At 42.6% G+C, this 20622-nt stretch carries 12 protein-coding genes, 1 tRNA gene and 3 rRNA genes; 4 read left to right on the plus strand and 12 right to left on the minus strand.

What is annotated here, in order from left to right; translation table 11 throughout:
* On the minus strand, positions 1 to 945 hold the full coding sequence (gene thrB / locus FEE42_RS05400; RefSeq protein WP_136123327.1) for a homoserine kinase: 945 nt from the start codon (positions 943 to 945) through the stop codon (positions 1 to 3).
* Positions 946 to 957: 12 nt separating this feature from the next.
* Positions 958 to 3405 carry a bifunctional aspartate kinase/homoserine dehydrogenase I gene (gene thrA / locus FEE42_RS05405; protein ID WP_164027880.1) on the minus strand — a complete coding sequence of 816 codons (2448 nt, stop codon included), beginning with the start codon at positions 3403 to 3405 and terminating at the stop codon, positions 958 to 960.
* 309 nt (positions 3406 to 3714) lie between these two features.
* Between thrA and FEE42_RS05410 the strand changes: the two genes are divergently transcribed.
* The gene (locus tag FEE42_RS05410) at positions 3715 to 4419 is read left to right on the plus strand and encodes a YggS family pyridoxal phosphate-dependent enzyme (protein ID WP_135969302.1); all 705 of its coding nucleotides are present in this window, start codon (positions 3715 to 3717) and stop codon (positions 4417 to 4419) included.
* Positions 4420 to 4576: 157 nt separating this feature from the next.
* Here FEE42_RS05410 and rrf read toward each other — a convergent pair.
* The 10 genes from rrf to FEE42_RS05460 all read right to left on the minus strand — a co-directional run bounded on the left by rrf (position 4577) and on the right by FEE42_RS05460 (position 16687).
* Positions 4577 to 4692 (minus strand): 5S ribosomal RNA (gene rrf, locus FEE42_RS05415).
* Positions 4693 to 4901: 209 nt separating this feature from the next.
* Positions 4902 to 7799: ribosomal RNA gene (locus FEE42_RS05420) — 23S ribosomal RNA — on the minus strand.
* Between the two features lie 215 nt (positions 7800 to 8014).
* Positions 8015 to 8090: transfer RNA gene (locus tag FEE42_RS05425), tRNA-Glu, on the minus strand.
* 141 nt (positions 8091 to 8231) lie between these two features.
* Positions 8232 to 9767: ribosomal RNA gene (locus FEE42_RS05430) — 16S ribosomal RNA — on the minus strand.
* The 16S, 23S and 5S rRNA genes sit together here with 1 tRNA gene alongside, the layout of an rRNA operon.
* Positions 9768 to 10086: 319 nt before the next feature.
* Positions 10087 to 10896 carry a glutamate racemase gene (gene murI / locus FEE42_RS05435; RefSeq protein WP_164027881.1) on the minus strand — a complete coding sequence of 270 codons (810 nt, stop codon included), beginning with the start codon at positions 10894 to 10896 and terminating at the stop codon, positions 10087 to 10089.
* A gap of 27 nt (positions 10897 to 10923) precedes the next feature.
* Positions 10924 to 13005, minus strand: a complete 2082-nt coding sequence (gene recG, locus FEE42_RS05440; protein WP_059365766.1) for an ATP-dependent DNA helicase RecG — start codon at positions 13003 to 13005, stop codon at positions 10924 to 10926.
* A 6-nt stretch (positions 13006 to 13011) separates the two neighbouring features.
* A complete protein-coding gene (gene spoT, locus FEE42_RS05445; RefSeq protein WP_164027882.1) occupies positions 13012 to 15123 on the minus strand; it encodes a bifunctional GTP diphosphokinase/guanosine-3',5'-bis pyrophosphate 3'-pyrophosphohydrolase in 2112 nt (703 codons plus the stop codon).
* Between the two features lie 77 nt (positions 15124 to 15200).
* On the minus strand, positions 15201 to 15467 hold the full coding sequence (gene rpoZ / locus FEE42_RS05450) for a DNA-directed RNA polymerase subunit omega (RefSeq protein ID WP_059365768.1): 267 nt from the start codon (positions 15465 to 15467) through the stop codon (positions 15201 to 15203).
* 54 nt (positions 15468 to 15521) lie between these two features.
* On the minus strand, positions 15522 to 16160 hold the full coding sequence (gene gmk / locus FEE42_RS05455) for a guanylate kinase (RefSeq protein ID WP_077584346.1): 639 nt from the start codon (positions 16158 to 16160) through the stop codon (positions 15522 to 15524).
* A gap of 20 nt (positions 16161 to 16180) precedes the next feature.
* Complete coding sequence (locus FEE42_RS05460) at positions 16181 to 16687, minus strand: transferrin-binding protein-like solute binding protein (RefSeq protein WP_164028815.1); 507 nt, start codon at positions 16685 to 16687, stop codon at positions 16181 to 16183.
* Between the two features lie 89 nt (positions 16688 to 16776).
* On the opposite strand from FEE42_RS05460, the gene FEE42_RS12670 reads away from it, so the two are divergent.
* The 3 genes from FEE42_RS12670 to FEE42_RS05475 all read left to right on the plus strand — a co-directional run bounded on the left by FEE42_RS12670 (position 16777) and on the right by FEE42_RS05475 (position 20608).
* Complete coding sequence (locus FEE42_RS12670; RefSeq protein WP_206023162.1) at positions 16777 to 17262, plus strand: hypothetical protein; 486 nt, start codon at positions 16777 to 16779, stop codon at positions 17260 to 17262.
* Between the two features lie 325 nt (positions 17263 to 17587).
* Positions 17588 to 18607 carry a type I glyceraldehyde-3-phosphate dehydrogenase gene (gap, locus tag FEE42_RS05470; RefSeq protein ID WP_077434133.1) on the plus strand — a complete coding sequence of 340 codons (1020 nt, stop codon included), beginning with the start codon at positions 17588 to 17590 and terminating at the stop codon, positions 18605 to 18607.
* A gap of 198 nt (positions 18608 to 18805) precedes the next feature.
* On the plus strand, positions 18806 to 20608 hold the full coding sequence (locus FEE42_RS05475) for an AMP-dependent synthetase/ligase (protein WP_059365774.1): 1803 nt from the start codon (positions 18806 to 18808) through the stop codon (positions 20606 to 20608).
* Positions 20609 to 20622 lie beyond the last annotated feature (14 nt).

Genomic DNA, 20622 nt, shown 5'->3' on the forward strand with positions numbered 1-20622 from the left:
TTAGGCTAAATTCCTTACCCCTTGATTATCCACTTTGCAAATACGTACAAAACCTTCGTTATTTTGTAAATAATGGTTTTCTAGATAAGTTGCAAGTTTCGTCGCTGTCTGTAAATCCGAGCCGATAGAAAAAATGGTTGGCCCCGATCCTGAAATTCCCGTCACTAATGCCCCTAAATCACGTGTAGCCTGTTTCACTTCTGCAAAATTAGGTAATAAGGATTCACGATAAGGTTCAGCGATGACGTCTTTCATCATAATCGCAGCAAGATTTTCTTGTTGCGTGTGGCAGGCATGCACAAAACCACCCAAATGACGACCATGATCGATCACATTTTGTCGGGTATAGCTTTTCGGCAGGATTGCCCGAGCTTCAGCAGTAGAAACTTCAATTCCCGGATAAGCCAACACCCAATACCAATGATCGAAAAACGGCAGTTTTTGGCAAATATTACCGAGCGACTGCACCATAAACTGTACACCGCCAAGATAGCAAGGTGCAACATTATCGTAGTGCACAGAACCGGAAATTCGCCCTTCCAATTCGCCCATCATTTCAAGCAATTCCATTTTAGAAAAGGGGTCATGATGAAACTGATTTAATGCAACTAATGCCGCGACAATTGAACAAGCACTTGAACCTAAGCCTGAGCCAATCGGCATATTTTTTTCGAGCGTTAAACGTAGCGGTTTCACTTGAGTTCCACGTAATTTCAAGCGTTCACTAAACAGTACATAGGCTTGATAGACGATATTCTTTTGCGGTTCTTTCGGTAATTTACGGACAAAATAGCCCGCACTTTCCAATTCAAAACCGCTTGCAATTTCTTCAATTTGAACAACATCACCTAATAATGAACCGTCAATGGGGGAAATCGCCGCCCCCAATGTATCGAAGCCTACACTAATGTTTGCGCTGGATGCCGGTGCATAAATTCTTAACATTGTGGCTCCTTGTTAATGTTGTAATGTTCTTAAAATATCGGCAAAAATACCTGCTGCGGTAACCGCATTGCCTGCCCCATAGCCACGTAATAACAACGGAATCGGTTGATAATAGCGGGTATAGAAAGCAAGGGCATTTTCACCGTCCTTCACCTTGTAAAGCGGATTGTTTTGATCTACTGCCACAATCGAAACTTTACATTTTCCTCCATTGATTTGCCCCACATAACGTAATACTTTACCCTCTGATTTTGCTGCTTCTACACGAGCGTTAAAATCAGCATCAAGCTGTGGCAGCATAGCCATAAATTCATCGGTGGATTTACCTTCCGCAAAACTTTTCGGTAATACGCCTTCTACTTCGACATCGGAAAGCTCCAATTCCAATCCGGCTTCACGGGCTAAAATTAATAATTTGCGGGCCACATCTTGACCGGATAAATCATCACGCGGATCAGGTTCGGTAAAACCTTTTTCGCGGGCAAGTGCGGTCACTTTTGACAACGAAATACCTTCTTCCAATTTACCGAAAATAAAGGAAAGCGAACCGGATAAAATCCCTTCAAAACGTTCCAATTCATCACCGGCAGCCAATAAATTTTGTAAATTTTCAATCACAGGTAAACCCGCCCCTACGTTTGTTTCATAGAGGAATTTATGCTGACCGACCTGAGCGCTCTTGCGTAGCTCGTGATAGTATGCCAATTCACGCGTATTCGCTTTTTTATTTGGTGTTACTACGTGGAAACCTTCTCTTAAAGCACGTGCATAAAGACCTGCCACAGATTCCGCCGAAGTGCAATCCACAAACACCGGATTGACCACGTGATGTAATTTAATGAAAGAAAGTAATACATCAAAATCGGAAGGCTGTGTTGCATTTTCAAGATCAGTTTTCCAATTATCCAAATTCAAGCCATTTTCATTAAGCAGCATTTTATTAGAGTTTGCAATGGCACAAACACGAATTTCAATATCCTTCTTTGCCAAATATTCCTTCTGGCGTTTTACTTGTTCAATTAATTCGCTGCCTACACCGCCTACCCCGACTAAAAACATATCCACAACTTTCTTATTGTTAAAAAGGGCTTGGTGGGTAGCTTTGACTGCTTCAATTGCTTTATTTTGTGGCACCACCGCAGAGATAGAGCGTTCACTAGAACCTTGCGCAATCGCAACAATATTAATATTTGCTTGAGCTAATGCCGAGAAGAAACGGGCAGCAATACCTTTCGCTTGCTTCATGCCATCTCCTACGACAGAAATGATAGACATATCTTTAATCACCTCAATCGGCTCTAATTGATTAGCTTTCAGCTCACTCGTAAACTCACTCTCAAGTGCTAAGAGTGCCGCCTCGGCAGATTTTACCGGCACACAAAAACTAATACTGTATTCAGAGGAAGACTGAGTGATGAGAATTACTGAAATGCCGGCTCCTGACATAACAGAGAATATTCGAGATGCCATGCCAACCATACCTTGCATTCCCGGTCCGGAAACATTGAACATAGCCAAATTATCCAAGTTGGTGATGCCTTTAACCTGTAACCCCTCGGATTTTTCATTACCGTCAATAATTGATCCCGGTGCAGACGGATTACCGGTATTCTTAATGACACAAGGAATATTTTTTGGCAACAATGGACCAATGGTTCTAGGGTGAATCACTTTAGCACCAAAATAAGAAAGCTCCATTGCTTCTCGATAAGATAGAGTTGGTAACAAACGAGCATCAGGCACTAAACGAGGATCACAAGTATAAACGCCATCAACATCCGTCCAAATTTCACATACGCTTGCACCTAAGCAGGCAGCTAAACAGGCGGCAGAATAATCAGATCCGTTACGTCCCAAAAGTACTAATTCGCCTTTTTCATTACCTGCGGTGAAACCTGCCATTAATACGACTTTATCTTTTGCAATGTTTGCCGCATCCACACGTTTGGTCGATTCGGCGATTTCAACAGAAGACTCTAAATAGCCGCCCTTAGCTAATAATTGTTTTACCGGATCAACAATATGAACGCTATAACCACGCGCTTCAAACCAAGCTTTCATCATAGCAATTGAAAGTTTTTCGCCACGACAATCAATCGTTGCTTTTACCGCATCTTCTACTTTGCCCGCTTGGCGAATTCCTTCCAATAGCCCCTTAATTTGAGCAAATTCCGCCTCAATTAAAGCTTTCATACACTCTAAATCAAATTGATTATTTTCAGCATGCAACCCATTAATAATATTATGGAAAATTTCAAGAGCCTCATTGAAATGCGTATCGGTAGGTTGGTTTAAAGCAGCTTTTTCGGAAAGAGCAACAAGATGATTGGTGATTTTAGCGGGGGCAGATAAAACACAGGCAGCCTGCTCAGCTAAATGAGCCTGTTCAATAAGTTTTGCGGCTTGGGAAAAACGTTCCGGATTTGCAAGGGAAGTACCACCAAATTTGAGTACACGCATAATTGATTCTCCTAGAAATATTTTTATTTAAACTGATAAAAAAACCCGCATTCAGCAGAATTGCGGGCTTTCAATACTCTGTTTTTCATGCATTAACCCGCCCCACTAAACATCGTAATAGTCATCATAATAATGGTAATAGAAAAAGTGCGGTTAATTTTCACAGTGTTTTTATCTTTCAAAAACGAATACGCTAAGAAATACCGAAATTTCATAAAGTTGTCAAACATAAAATAACAATTTAGCTGAAATTTTCTCAACTCATTAAATTTCGTGTAAACTAACCGCACTTTGAATAAGGAGAATTCAATGGATATTCAACATAACTTACAACGTATTCAGCAAAGTATTCATACTGCGTGTGAACAAGCCGAGCGACCTTTAAATGAGGTAAAACTACTGGCTGTTTCCAAAACCAAACCTGTTTCTAATATTCTAGCCGCCTATCAAGCAGGACAAATCGCTTTTGGTGAAAATTATGTGCAAGAAGGGGTGGAAAAAATTCAATATTTTGAACAACAAAAAATCAAACTTGAGTGGCATTTTATCGGGCCTTTGCAATCCAATAAAAGCCGTTTGGTAGCAGAGCATTTCGATTGGATGCAAACTCTTGATCGAGTAAAAATTGCCGAACGCTTGAATGAACAAAGACCCATAAATAAAGCCCCGCTAAATGTGCTGATTCAAATTAATATCAGTGATGAAGCAAGCAAATCCGGTATTCAGCCCGAAACACTGTTCGACCTTGCAAAACAGGTCGAAAATCTACCGCACTTATGTTTACGCGGTTTAATGGCAATTCCTGCCCCAACAGCAAATACTGCCGAGCAAGAAAATGTCTTTAAAAAAATGGCGGAGTTATTTGAACAACTCAAACAAACCTTTCCAAATCAGCCAATTGATACACTTTCAATGGGAATGACAGATGATATGCCGATCGCCATAAAATGTGGTTCAACCATGGTTAGAATTGGTACGGCTATTTTTGGTGCTAGAGATTATTCACACAAATAATTTATATCAATAAATCCGCACGTAAAACGTACGGATTATTTTTTTGGCTAAAACTCTCATTCTTTAATTTCATATGTATAAATGTATAAAGAACATTTTTTCTACATATAACAAAAAACCCCTGAACCGCTCGATTCAGGGGATGACATAATATAAAACCCGGCAGTGCCCTACTCTCACATGGGGATACCCCACACTACCATCGGCATTACAGCATTTCACTTCTGAGTTCGGGATGGATTCAGGTGGAACCACTGCACTCTCGCCGCCGGGATAATTCTTCGATAACTTCTTCTCTTCAAGTTTTATCTTGTTCTATCTTTTTATCTCGTTCTATCTTTTTATCTCGTTCTATCTTTTTATCTCGTTTTATCTCTTTTATCTTTTTCATCTGTTCTATCGGATACAAGCTGATGACTGATGACTGTATACTTTAATTCGTTGTATTTCACATTAACCGCCCAAAAACACTTGAGCGTTGTATAGTTAAGCCCCTCGGGCAATTAGTATGGGTTAGCTCAATGTATCACTACACTTACACACCCCACCTATCTACGTCGTCGTCTCCAACAACCCTTACAGACTCTAAGTCTGGGAGAACTCATCTTGAGGCAAGTTTCGTGCTTAGATGCTTTCAGCACTTATCTCTTCCGCACTTAGCTACTCGGCAATGCGTCTGGCGACACAACCGAAACACCAGTGGTGCGTCCACTCCGGTCCTCTCGTACTAGGAGCAGCCCCCCTCAATTCTCCTACGCCCACGGCAGATAGGGACCGAACTGTCTCACGACGTTCTAAACCCAGCTCGCGTACCACTTTAAATGGCGAACAGCCATACCCTTGGGACCTACTTCAGCCCCAGGATGTGATGAGCCGACATCGAGGTGCCAAACACCGCCGTCGATATGAACTCTTGGGCGGTATCAGCCTGTTATCCCCGGAGTACCTTTTATCCGTTGAGCGATGGCCCTTCCATTCAGAACCACCGGATCACTATGACCTACTTTCGTACCTGCTCGACTTGTCCGTCTCGCAGTTAAGCTTGCTTATACCATTGCACTAACCTGACGATGTCCGACCGTCATTAGCAAACCTTCGTGCTCCTCCGTTACTCTTTGGGAGGAGACCGCCCCAGTCAAACTACCCACCAGACACTGTCCGAGACCGCGTTCCGCAATCTTCGTTAGAACACCAAACGTTAAAGGGTGGTATTTCAAGGACGCCTCCACAATCACTGGCGTGACCGCTTCAAAGGCTCCCACCTATCCTACACATCAAAATTCAATGTTCAGTGTCAAGCTATAGTAAAGGTTCACGGGGTCTTTCCGTCTAGCCGCGGGTACACCGCATCTTCACGGCGATTTCAATTTCACTGAGTCTCGGGTGGAGACAGCCTGGCCATCATTATGCCATTCGTGCAGGTCGGAACTTACCCGACAAGGAATTTCGCTACCTTAGGACCGTTATAGTTACGGCCGCCGTTTACTGGGGCTTCGATCAGGAGCTTCTCTTTCGATTACACCATCAATTAACCTTCCAGCACCGGGCAGGCATCACACCCTATACGTCCACTTTCGTGTTTGCAGAGTGCTGTGTTTTTAATAAACAGTTGCAGCCAGCTGGTATCTTCGACCGGTTCACCCTTCACCCGCTAGGGGCTACAAGCTACGCCGGCGCACCTTCTCCCGAAGTTACGGTGCTATTTTGCCTAGTTCCTTCACCCGAGTTCTCTCAAGCGCCTGAGTATTCTCTACCTGACCACCTGTGTCGGTTTTCAGTACGGTTTAATAAAGCCTGAAGCTTAGTGGCTTTTCCTGGAAGTGTGGTATCAGTTACTTCAGCCCCTTGAGGCCTCGTCATCATTTCTCGGTGTTAATAAGCGCCCGGATTTGCCTAAGCACCCCACCTACCAACTTAAACGTGCATATCCAACAGCACGCTAACCTAACCTGCTCCGTCCCCACATCGCAGCTTTACCAAGTACGGGAATATTAACCCGTTTCCCATCGACTACGCTTTTCAGCCTCGCCTTAGGGGCCGACTCACCCTGCCCCGATTAACGTTGGACAGGAAACCTTGGTCTTCCGGCGAACGGGTTTTTCACCCGTTTTATCGTTACTTATGTCAGCATTCGCACTTGTGATACGTCCAGCATACCTCCCGATACACCTTCATCCGCTTACACAACGCTCCCCTACCCAACAGGATTAATCCTGATGCCGCAGCTTCGGTGCTATGTTTGAGCCCCGTTACATCTTCCGCGCAGGCCGACTCGACTAGTGAGCTATTACGCTTTCTTTAAATGGTGGCTGCTTCTAAGCCAACATCCTAGCTGTCTAAGCCTTCCCACTTCGTTTCCCACTTAACATACACTTTGGGACCTTAGCTGGCGGTCTGGGTTGTTTCCCTCTCCACGACGGACGTTAGCACCCGCCGTGTGTCTCCTGAGTATCACTCTTCGGTATTCGCAGTTTGCATCGGGTTGGTAAGCCGGGATGGCCCCCTAGCCGAAACAGTGCTCTACCCCCGAAGGTGTCCGCTCAAGGCTCTACCTAAATAGATTTCGGGGAGAACCAGCTATCTCCCGGTTTGATTGGCCTTTCACCCCCAGCCACAAGTCATCCGCTAATTTTTCAACATTAGTCGGTTCGGTCCTCCAGTTAGTGTTACCCAACCTTCAACCTGCCCATGGCTAGATCACCGGGTTTCGGGTCTATACCTTGCAACTAATCGCCCAGTTAAGACTCGGTTTCCCTTCGGCTTCCCTATTCGGTTAACCTTGCTACAAAATATAAGTCGCTGACCCATTATACAAAAGGTACGCAGTCACCCTTTCAGGCTCCCACTGCTTGTACGTACAAGGTTTCAGGTTCTATTTCACTCCCCTCGCCGGGGTTCTTTTCGCCTTTCCTTCACAGTACTGGTTCACTATCGGTCAATCAGGAGTATTTAGCCTTGGAGGATGGTCCCCCCCTCTTCAGACAGGATATCACGTGTCCCGCCCTACTTATCGTAAGCTTAGTACCATCAACGTGTTTTAAGATACGGGACTATCACCCCCTACGGTTGAGCTTCCCAACTCATTCTCCTAACACGCTCACTATCACTTACCGGCTCTTCCGCCTTCGCTCGCCGCTACTCACGGAATCTCGGTTGATTTCTTTTCCTCGGGGTACTTAGATGTTTCAGTTCTCCCGGTTTGCTTTTCATTACTATGAATTCATAATGAAATGATGGATTCTTCATCCATCGGGTTTCCCCATTCGGATATCTTGGATTAAACGCTTCTTATCAACTCATCCAAGCTTTTCGCAGATTAGCACGTCCTTCATCGCCTCTGATTGCCAAGGCATCCACCTTGTACGCTTAGTCACTTAACTATACAACCTCAAATGTTTTCAGCCTGCCTACTCAGTCAGGCCTACATCTTGAAGCGAATCTTTAATTCAACTAAACACTTGACTGCCTTTCTCCAGTCAAGATTTTTCTACTCAGACTTCCTCTATTCCTTTCGGAACTTAAAAGTCTCTTCAGTTTTCAGCTTGTTTCCAATTTTTTAAAGAACAGAAGATAATTCGTTAAAGTTATCTTTCATTGGCGTCCCCACGGGGATTCGAACCCCGGTTACCGCCGTGAAAGGGCGATGTCCTAGGCCTCTAGACGATGGGGACAACAATAAAAGATACCCTTTTACTTATCTTTACGCAGACTATTTGAGTCAATTAGATGTTGCTCTTAAGTCACGGACTCTTCACTACGTTGTTTACAACATATCAGCCAATCTGTGTGGACACTTACTATAGCTCGTTCGGTAAGGAGGTGATCCAACCGCAGGTTCCCCTACGGTTACCTTGTTACGACTTCACCCCAGTCATGAATCATACCGTGGTAAACGCCCCCCTTACGGTTAAGCTATCTACTTCTGGTACAACCCACTCCCATGGTGTGACGGGCGGTGTGTACAAGGCCCGGGAACGTATTCACCGCGACATTCTGATTCGCGATTACTAGCGATTCCGACTTCATGGAGTCGAGTTGCAGACTCCAATCCGGACTTAGACGTACTTTGTGAGATTCGCTCCACATCGCTGCTTCGCCTCCCTCTGTATACGCCATTGTAGCACGTGTGTAGCCCTACTCGTAAGGGCCATGATGACTTGACGTCATCCCCACCTTCCTCCGGTTTATCACCGGCAGTCTCCTTTGAGTTCCCGACCGTATCGCTGGCAACAAAGGATAAGGGTTGCGCTCGTTGCGGGACTTAACCCAACATTTCACAACACGAGCTGACGACAGCCATGCAGCACCTGTCTCAAAGCTCCCTAAGGCACTCCCGTATCTCTACAGGATTCTCTGGATGTCAAGAGTAGGTAAGGTTCTTCGCGTTGCATCGAATTAAACCACATGCTCCACCGCTTGTGCGGGCCCCCGTCAATTCATTTGAGTTTTAACCTTGCGGCCGTACTCCCCAGACGGTCGATTTATCACGTTAGCTACGGGCGCCAGAGTTAAACCCCAACCCCCAAATCGACAGCGTTTACAGCGTGGACTACCAGGGTATCTAATCCTGTTTGCTCCCCACGCTTTCGCACATGAGCGTCAGTACATTCCCAAGGGGCTGCCTTCGCCTTCGGTATTCCTCCACATCTCTACGCATTTCACCGCTACACGTGGAATTCTACCCCTCCCTAAAGTACTCTAGATTCCCAGTCTGAAATGCAATTCCCAGGTTAAGCCCGGGGCTTTCACACCTCACTTAAAAATCCGCCTGCGTGCCCTTTACGCCCAGTTATTCCGATTAACGCTCGCACCCTCCGTATTACCGCGGCTGCTGGCACGGAGTTAGCCGGTGCTTCTTCTGTGACTAACGTCAATCAGCTTGGCTATTAACCAAACTGCCTTCCTCATCACCGAAAGAACTTTACAACCCGAAGGCCTTCTTCATTCACGCGGCATGGCTGCGTCAGGGTTCCCCCCATTGCGCAATATTCCCCACTGCTGCCTCCCGTAGGAGTCCGGGCCGTGTCTCAGTCCCGGTGTGGCTGGTCATCCTCTCAGACCAGCTAGAGATCGACGGCTTGGTGAGCCATTACCCCACCAACTACCTAATCCCACTTGGGCTCATCTTATGGCAAGAGCAAACGCCCCCTTTAGTCCAAAGACTTTACGCGGTATTAGCTGCAGTTTCCCGCAGTTATCCCCCTCCATAAGCCAGATTCCCAAGCATTACTCACCCGTCCGCCACTCGTCAGCAAAGAAAGCAAGCTTCCTTCCTGCTACCGTTCGACTTGCATGTGTTAAGCCTGCCGCCAGCGTTCAATCTGAGCCATGATCAAACTCTTCAATTCAAAGTTCAATCGCTCAATAAACTGCTTAGCTATTAATAAACACTACTATAAAAGTAATAATGAATTTCTAGTTTAAGCACCTATTAAGACTTCAAAATTAAAATTTTTTAACAAGTCTATTAACAAGTGCCCACACAGATTGTCTGATTCGTTGTTAAAGAGCAAAAAATAACGACGCACCGGCAAATTCTCAAACTTCACAACAGCGCGTCGTTGTGTGGTGCGCATTATAGGGAAATTCAAAATCAATGCAAGCACTTTTTTACAAAAAAATTTAAAAAAGTTTAGTTTGCCGAAAAATCATACAGAGCAACATATTTTACCCGATTTTTATAACCTCTATGGACTCAAATCCCCACAAATCTAATATTTGTTTGAACCCCACCTCTTCATCAAAATGTTGGGTACAAAACATTTCATTATATTTTTTACTTTTATTTTTGATCTCTATTTCTCTCAATAAAGATTGAACTCGTTTTGCAATGGCCTCCCCCGAGTCCATAAAGTGTTTCACTTGCGGTAAGCAAAACTGAATTTCATCCCGAATTAAAGGGAAATGCGTACACCCAAGAATCATTGTATCCAAATCCATTATATTAATCCAAGGTAACAATTCACTTTTTAACGCACTCATATCCACGGAATGTCCACGAATCTTTTGTTCGGCAATTTCAACTAATTTTGTCGAGCCTAGCCGTTCTACTTTGCAATCTACCGCGAATTTATTGATCAGTTCATCTACATAGTGACGCTTTACCGTCCCTTTTGTCGCCAGCAAACCAATATGTTTTGTGTTTGAGACCTCTGCTGCCGGTTTAATTGCTGGCACTGTACCGATAACGGGGATAGAAAAGTTTTCCCGTAACACCGGCAATGCGACCGTACTTGCCGTATTGCAAGCAATCACAATCGCATCTAAAGGATGTGAATCATCAATCCATTGGCATATCGCCAACATTCGTTGAACAATGCTTTCTTCACTGCGTTCCGAATAGGGAAAACCGCCATTATCAAAACAATAAAGGTAATGCCAATCGGGTAATAATTTTTTTGTTTCGCGATATACACTCAATCCGCCCATTCCCGAATCACAGAAGAGGATTGTCGGGCGTTCTTTTTTTATATCCATAAAAACGCTTCCTTTATTGACCGCACTTTAGGCGTTTGAGTAAATTTCTTTATTATTTAACCAACGTTTAATCAAACTCTCTGCAACATCAGGATATTGCTGTATTAGTTGCTTAGCGTAATACTGCACTGTTGGAATCATTTTACGATCACGCATTAAATTGGCGACTTTAAACTCAGCAACCCCCGTTTGTTTTGTACCTAGCACTTCACCGGGGCCACGAATCTCCAAATCTTTTTCAGAAATAACAAAACCGTCTTGGCTATCTCGTAACACCTGCAAACGTTTTTGTGAAACTTTTCCTAATGGCGGTTTATACATCAATACGCAAAAAGATGCCGTACTGCCCCGTCCGACACGACCACGTAATTGGTGAAGTTGCGATAATCCTAAACGTTCGGCATTTTCGATAATCATTAAACTTGCGTTCGGCACATCAACACCGACTTCAATCACAGTCGTTGCCACCAACAAATCCAATTCGGCATTTTTGAAGCGCAGCATAACGTCTTGCTTTTCTTGCGGTTTCATTCTTCCATGTACCAAACCAACTCTCAACATTGGTAAGGCTTTGGTTAAATCTTCCCAAATCGCTTCGGCGGCCTGTGCTTCTAAGACTTCCGATTCATCAATCAATGTACACACCCAATAAGCTTGGCGCTTTTCATCTATACAAGCTTTTTTCACACGTTGAACAATTTCATCGCGACGTTCTTCTGAAATCACGACCGTTGTAATTGGCGTACGCCCCGGCGGCAATTCATCAATAATAGAGGTGTCCAGATCCGCATACACTGTCATTGCCAACGTTCTCGGTATCGGGGTTGCCGTCATAATTAATTGATGAGGGTAAAATCCCGCTTTTTCACCTTTTTCACGTAACATCAAACGTTGATGTACGCCAAAACGATGTTGTTCATCAATAATGACCAAAGCAAGATCCGCAAATTCGACCTCTTCTTGGAATAGCGCGTGTGTCCCCACCACCATTTGCACTGCACCGGTTTTAATTTTTTCCAGCTCGGCTTGACGTGCTTTGCCTTTCACTTTGCCGGCCAACCAACCAACATTGATCCCTAAAGGCTCAAACCAATGACGAAAATTATTCGCATGTTGCTCGGCTAAAATTTCTGTTGGTGCCATCAAGGCCACTTGTTTACCGTTATCAATCGCCATTAACGCCGCTAATGCCGCTACCAATGTTTTTCCCGATCCGACATCCCCTTGCACTAAGCGCATCATGGGATAATCTTTTATTAAATCTTGTTCGATATCGGCAACGACCCGCGTTTGGGCATTCGTTGATTGAAAAGGCAAACTTATCAAAAATCGTTGTTTTAAATCCGTTTGATAACCTAAAGGCAAGGCAGAAAACTGTTGTGTTCCTAACCGCACTTTTTGCATAGCGAGATTATGTGCGAGCAATTCTTCAAAAATTAATCGTTGTTGAGCGGGATGTTGCCCTTTTTCTAATATTTCTAGGGGGATATCCGGTGGCGGACGATGCAATAAATACAATGCTTCTTTTAAGCTGAATTGATGTGGATTAAATTCACTAGGTAAAATTTCCTCAATTTTCACTTTATCCAGTAAATTTAGGGCTTGATCTACCAACTTTCGTAATGAGTTTTGTTTTAGCCCTTCCGTCGTGGAATAAATAGGCGTCAGCGTTTCTTCCAGTACAATCGGTGTATTGTCACGGATAATTTGATACTCCGGATGATGGATTTCCGGCATATAGCGCCCGCGTTTTACTTCACCAAACGCCTTAACACGCACACCGATTTGAAAACTGTTACGCATTCCCGTATTAAAATTGAAAAAACGTAACATAATTTTTGAGGTACCATCAGATAAGCTGACAGATAAAATCGGACGGCGGGCAAAAGTAACCTCACAGGTTTGCACAATCCCTTCAATCGTGAAATATTGCTCAGGTCGTAAATTGGCAATCGGTGTGATACGAGTACGATCCTCGTAACGAATCGGCAAATGAAAAAGCAGATCTTGTAAACTATGAATACCGATTTTAGCGAGTTTATTGGAAACCGCAGCCCCTACACCTGAAAGCGTGGTAAGAGGGACGGAGTCAAGAAGAGAAGAAACCATAATGTACTAGGCATTAATATTACGCTTTGCACTCACCACACCGGTAATTCTCTTAATGCGATATAAAATATTGGCGAGGTGTTTTGTGTCTTTTACACTAATTTGTAAAATCACGAGCAATAGATTATTTTCCAGCCCTTCCGTCCAAATATTTTGAATGCTGCTTTCGCTTGCTCCGATCGCTGTCATTAAACTTGGCAAAGCACTCTTTTCATTTAAGATTTCAATTTGTAATTCAGCATCAAAATTAACCGCACTTTGCATTTTTTCCCATTTAGCTTTGACTAATTGGTGGGCATTTCTAAGATTTTCACATTGTTGGTGGTGAATAATGAGCCCATGATTCAGAGTACTACATCCCATAATTGGATCATTCGGAATCGGGTGGCAACATTTGGCAAATTGCATGTTAGTCATTAAAGCTGGCGCAATTGTTAAGGTATTTGAATGATTTTCCGTATTACCGTCCACATCAATTTCCATTGACTCTCCTACTAATTGATGGGCAATAACAGAGGCAAGTTGATTGCCTAAACCGATTTCGCGCAACAATCCATCAAGTGAAGAAAGTTTTCGTTCATCCAAAACCGTTTGAATTTGTTGTAGAGAAAGATCCGATAAACGATGCGGTTGCAATGCAGCGTTTAATTCTCTTTCACCAAGTTTTACAGCATCATCTTCACAGCGTTGTTTTAAATAGTGACGTATGCGGGTTTTAGCACGGGCAGTTACAACAAAATTCAACCAAGAAGCGTTAGGATGTGCATTCGGGTCAGTGAGAACATTCACCGTTTGACCGGATTCCAACGCCTTTGATAACGGATAAGGTTTATATTCAACCATTACACCTACACAAGTATTACCAATATCAGAATGTACCGCATAAGCAAAATCTACCGCAGTTGCTCCTTTCGGCAATTCAACAATACGTCCTTTTGGTGTAAAAACAAAAATTTCTTTTGGAAAGAATTCCGATTTTACATTTTCAATGAACTCAAAGGAGTTTCCTACACTTTGTTGAATTTCAACCAAATTTTGTAACCAGCGTTGAGCGCGGATCTGAGCGGTTGTACTGTCATTTTTACCGCTTTCTTTATATACCCAGTACGCTGTCACTCCCATTTCCGCCACTTGTTCCATATCTTCTGTATGAATATGGACTTCTACCGGTACGCCATGCGGGCCAATCATAGAAGTTTGTAAAGACTGATAGCCATTTGCCTTTGGCACGGCGATATAATCTTTTACCCGTCCCGGGCGGGGTTTATAGAGGTTGTGCATTTGCCCCAATACTCGGTAACAATCGTCAATATTTTTCACAATAATACGAAACGCATAAATATCCATAATAGAGTGAAATTCTTGATCTTTTGCACGCATTTTTTGGTATATCTTATAGAGATGTTTTTCTCGCCCCCACACACGAGCAACAATCCCCACATTTTCTAACCGCTCTTTAATTTCACTAGAAATACGTTCAATAAGGTCTTGACGATTATTTCTTGCAACTTCCACTAGTTTCTTCAATACCTTATAACGGTGCGGGTACATCGCTTCAAAGGATAAATCCTCTAGTTCATTTTTGATATGCTCAATGCCTAAACGATGTGCTAGGGGGCAATAAATCTCAAGAGTCTCTTTAGCAATACGACGACGCTTATCAGGGCGCAATGCTCCTAATGTACGCATATTGTGCGTTCGGTCTGCAAGTTTAATCAATACCACTCGAATGTCACGGGTCATCGCCAAAATCATTTTGCGAAAATTTTCTACCTGAGCTTCTTGGCGTGTCCGGAATTTTAATTTATCGAGCTTTGACACGCCCTCAACGATATCGGCAACGCTTGCACCAAATTCTTTTTTAAGATTTTCTTCCGTATAAGGTGTGTCCTCTATAACATCGTGCAACAATGCTGCCATCACTGCTTCATGATCAAGATTCATTTTCGCAATAATGGAAGCCACCGATACAGGATGGGTAATATAGGGTTCACCACTTGAACGAAATTGTCCCTCGTGTGCATCTCTTGCTATAACAAATGCACGTCTGACTAATTCAACTTTATCTTCGGGCAAATACCCTTGAATAATTCGTTCTAAATCTGCAAACAATTCCAAAGGACACCTGACTTTTTCGGATTATTAAATGAATGGTTGAAATAAAACTGCGGTTGAAATCAACCGCACTTTTGAAATTATTCGGAAATTAATGCCACTGCAGCTGCTTCTACATGCTGAACTGCTGTAATAGCTTGATGTTCCTGAGCATCCATAATCTCATCAGAGATTAATCCTTTTTCTATCTCACGCAATGCAATAACGGTCGGTTTATCATTATCTTCCGGTACCAAGGGATCACGTTGATGCAATTGCAATTGTCTCGCACGACGTGCTGCGGTCAAAATTAAATCAAAACGGTTGCCAATTTTTTCTACTGCGTCTTGTACTGTAACACGTGCCATATTCTATTACTCCGGTTCATTTAAAAATAAGGGATACAAAGGGGAGTTATCATACTAAATCTTATGCTTTTTATCTAGTAGCTGATAAATTAAGCTGGCATTTTCTGTTTGTTGATAATTTTTCGTTAAACGTTCTGCACGTAAAATACTCTGTAAATCTGCTAATGCGTGCTCAAAATTATCATTGACAATAACGTAATCGTATTCATCATAATGAGAAATCTCATTCTTGGCTTTTGCCATACGTTCCATAATGACCGTTTCGCTATCTTGACCACGACCAATCAAACGGAGCTCCAATTCCGGCAATGACGGAGGAAGAATAAAAATACTTTTTACATTTGCCACTTTTTTACGAATCTGTTGCGCTCCCTGCCAGTCAATATCCAAAAAAACATCAATTCCTTTTGCCAGATTTTCCTGAATTGCCGGCAATGATGTGCCATAGTAATTTCCACCAAACACCGTAGCATATTCCAAAAATAAATCTTGTTTGATCAAGGATTCAAATTCTTCTTTAGAAACAAAATAATAATGTACGCCATCAATTTCACCAGGTCTCGGATCGCGTGTTGTATGCGAAACGGAAATCATTTTCGGCATGTTGTCCTCTTTTTCCAACAATGCGGTAATCAGCGACGATTTTCCCGCTCCACTAGGAGCGGATACAATGTACAAATTGCCTTGCGACATAAAAACCTCTAATTTTAGGACTATCTGTCTTGTTTGTTAATTTGACTCGCACCAAACGCCCCCTTGGTCGCATCAGATTCATAAATGCCGCCTAGTTCTTCAGCGTTCGGACCATAAAAACGCCCTTTTATATCCAAATTTGAACCTGCACTATAATCCTCCGCGGTCCCCTTTCCTTCAAATTTATTGCCTGCGATAGAGCCAGAAAAACGAAAATAAGGGGTATATCCAACCTTAACATCCCTTTCAAAACGACCATCTATTTTCTTATTTGCAAAATCCACATCAAAATGGGCAATTCCGGATACATTTTTACCGAAACCTAAAAGACCCAAAAAACCACCTTCATACGTTGCCTTTCCGGTTGGTAGCACAGTTACATCATGTCCTTGTGAGAAAATAGCCCAATCACCAGTAGGTAATTTAACACTACCATAACGTGAATATTCTATAGATTTAATATTCTCGCTATCGGCTCCTAAATCAAGCGGCTCACCATCAATGACCAAAGTTGTCAGCCCCACCATATTATCACCGGTTTCTTTTATTCCGTTACTCTCAAGATAGTTACCATAAAAACCAACAATATTTTTAGATAATTGAGGAGCTTCAGGTTGTGGCTGAGGTTGCGGCTGCGGTTGCGGCTGCGGTTGTGGCTGCGGTTGTGGCTGCGGCTGTGGTTGTGGCTGTGGTTGTGGCTGCGGTTGTGGCTGCGGTTGTGGTTGTGGCTGCGGTTGTGGTTGTGGCTGCGGCTGCGGCTGTGGTTGTGGCTGTGGCTGCGGCTGTGGTTGTGGCTGCGGTTGTGGCTGCGGTTGCGGTTGTGGCTGCGGTTGCGGTTGTGGTTGTGGTTGTGGTTGTGGTTGTGGTTGTGGTTGTGGTTGTGGTTGTGGTTGTGGTTGTGGTTGTGGTTGTGGTTGTGGTTGTGGTTGTGGTTGTGGTTGTGGTTGTGGTTGTGGTTGTGGTTGTGGTTGTGCATCACTGTGATCGCCCGAACCGGAGCAACCAACTACTAATGCTAAACAAATCGCGGATAAACTGCATTTTAACAAAATTTTCATTTTGTATTCTCCTTGTTGTTTTTAATCAAATGAAATTTAAATAGACCAGCTAAACCTCACATGAGGTTCATTCTTCATTAAATTCTTCAAAAAAGTGTGTCAAATAAACACTACCTTAAATGAAACATGCTTTTTTTACTGAACTGGTTAATATAATATTATTGAAATATAAAGTAAATACGCCATTCGCTCAAAAATCGCTAAAAGTGATAGTTTTCATTTCTAAATTTTGATGCAGATCACAAAAAAATCGGATTTCTAGTTTTATCTAAACGCTCATGCTATAATCCGCCGAAACGTTTTAAGCAATATCTTTATTTCTTATAAACATAACGGTTTGTTTAACTTAACTAAAAAGGTGAAAATCTTATGGCTATTAAAATTGGTATTAATGGTTTCGGCCGTATCGGTCGTATCGTATTCCGTGCAGCACAACAACGTGATGACATTGAAGTTGTCGGTATCAACGACTTAATTGATGTTGAATACATGGCTTACATGTTAAAATACGACTCAACTCATGGTCGTTTTGATGGTACTGTTGAAGTTAAAGACGGTAACTTAGTGGTTAACGGTAAAGCGATTCGTGTGACCTCAGAACGTGACCCGGCAAACTTAAACTGGGGTGCTATCGGTGTTGATATCGCGGTTGAAGCGACAGGTTTATTCTTAACCGATGAAACAGCACGTAAACACATCACTGCCGGTGCGAAAAAAGTAGTTTTAACCGGTCCATCTAAAGATGCAACCCCAATGTTTGTGCGTGGTGTAAACTTTGGTGCGTATGCGGGTCAAGATATCGTTTCTAACGCTTCTTGTACAACAAACTGTTTAGCACCTTTAGCACGTGTTATTCATGAAACTTTCGGTATTAAAGATGGCTTAATGACAACCGTTCACGCAACCACAGCAACGCAAAAAACCGTTGATGGTCCGTCTGCTAAAGACTGGCGTGGTGGTCGCGGTGCATCACAAAATATCATCCCATCATCAACCGGTGCGGCGAAAGCAGTAGGTAAAGTATTACCGGCATTAAACGGTAAATTAACCGGTATGGCTTTCCGTGTTCCAACACCAAACGTCTCTGTTGTTGACTTAACGGTAAACCTTGAAAAACCTGCAACTTATGAGCAAATCAAACAAGCAATCAAAGATGCTGCAGAAGGTAAAACATTCAACGGTGAATTAAAAGATGTTTTAGGTTATACCGAAGATGCGGTTGTATCTACTGACTTCAACGGTTGCACATTAACCTCTGTGTTTGATGCCGATGCAGGTATCGCATTAACCGATTCTTTTGTGAAACTTGTTTCTTGGTACGACAACGAAGTCGGTTATTCTAACAAAGTATTAGACTTAGTAGCACATGTTTACAACTACAAAGGCTAATCAAAATAGCTAACATACTAACCGCTCTTTAGAGCGGTTTTTTATTTTCAATCACATTGTGCCTCATCTCACAATTTGTACGAAAGTTCACTCAAAATCATCAAAAATATTAAAGATTTATCTGGCTTTTCTTTTCATTTAACCTTATATTAGCGCACAATTGTTAGCTCAATTAACATTAAACTAAATAAGGTTAATATGAATCTCAATCTTCATTTTATTCATCGTATTGAACAACAAGTAAAAACACGGGGAAATACGACCGCACTTCGCCATAAAGAAAACGGCATTTGGAAAGACATCACTTGGATAGCATTCCAAAATCAGCTAAACCAACTTTCTCGTGCATTACTTGCTTGCGGTATTCAAGTACAAGATAAAATTGCAATTTTTGCCCATAATATGCCACGTTGGACGGTTGCCGACATTGCAGCATTACAAATTCGCGCTGTGACAGTTCCTATTTATGCAACCAACACGGCACAACAGGCTGAATTTGTACTAAATCATGGCGATGTCAAAATTCTATTCGTAGGCGATCAAGAACAATATGACCACGCCTTAGACATTGCTTCACTCTGTCCTCAATTACAAAAAATCGTGGCGATGAAACCTAGTATCAAACTTCAGCCCAGCACTCTTTCTTGTTCTTGGGAGCAATTTATTGAGCTAGGCACAATGGACCATCAAACCGAATTAAATCGACGTTTGCATGATAAACGAATGGACGACTTATTCACCATTATCTACACCTCAGGAACAACAGGTGAACCAAAAGGCGTGATGTTGGATTATTCAAATCTTGCTCATCAATTAAAAGCGCACGATCTTACACTTCACGTCACACCACAGGATATTTCTCTCTCATTCTTGCCTTTCTCACATATTTTCGAGCGGGCATGGGCGGCTTATATTCTTCATCGTGGTGCAATGCTTTGTTACTTGGAGGACACAAACCAAGTGCGGTCGGTTTTAGCCGAGATTCGTCCAACACTCATGTGTGCCGTACCGCGTTTTTACGAAAAAATTTACGCAGCCGTATTAGATAAAGTACAAAAGGCGCCTAAATTTCGCCAGATTCTTTTTCACTGGGCGATCGCTGTCGGACAAAAATATTTCACATTGATAACAGAAAAAAAACCGATTCATTTTTTACTAAAAAAACAATATGTACTTGCAGATAAGCTCGTCTTATCCAAACTTCGCCGTCTATTAGGTGGAAGAATTAAAATGATGCCTTGTGGCGGTGCAAAATTAGAACCGGCTATCGGGCTGTTTTTTCATAGCATTGGTATTAACGTTAAACTTGGTTACGGGATGACAGAAACTACCGCCACTGTTTCATGTTGGCAGGATAATCAATTCAACCCTAATTCTATTGGCACTTTAATGCCGAAAGCAGAAGTCAAAATTGGTGAAAATAACGAAATTCTGGTGCGTGGCGACATGGTAATGAAAGGTTATTACAAAAAACCGGAAGAAACCGCTCAAGCCTTTACAGAAGACGGTTTCCTAAAAACCGGCGATGCCGGCAAGTTTGATGAAAAGGGTAACCTTTTTATTACCGATCGTATTAAAGAATTAATGAAAACCTCTAACGGGAAATATATCGCCCCACAATATATTGAAAGTAAAATCGGTAAAGATAAATTCATCGAACAAATTGCTATCGTTGCCGATGCCAAGAAATATGTCTCAGCTCTCATTGTGCCGTGTTTTGATAGTTTGGAAGAATACGCCAAACAACTGAATATCAAATATAAAGATCGGATGGAATTGATTAAAAATTCTGACATTTTGAAGATGTTTGAACAACGTATTAATACGGTACAAAAAGAGTTGGCTCATTTTGAACAGGTCAAAAAATTCACCTTACTCTCTCAAGCTTTTAGTATTAAATTGGGGGAAATTACACCAACGTTGAAATTAAAACGTAAGGTCATTATGGAGCGTTATCGCAATCAGATTGAGGCGATGTATAAGCAAAATAATGAGACATAAACAAGAAAAGTGCG

Source organism: Rodentibacter caecimuris (genome assembly GCF_010587025.1).
Classification (GTDB): Bacteria; Pseudomonadota; Gammaproteobacteria; order Enterobacterales; family Pasteurellaceae; genus Rodentibacter; species Rodentibacter caecimuris.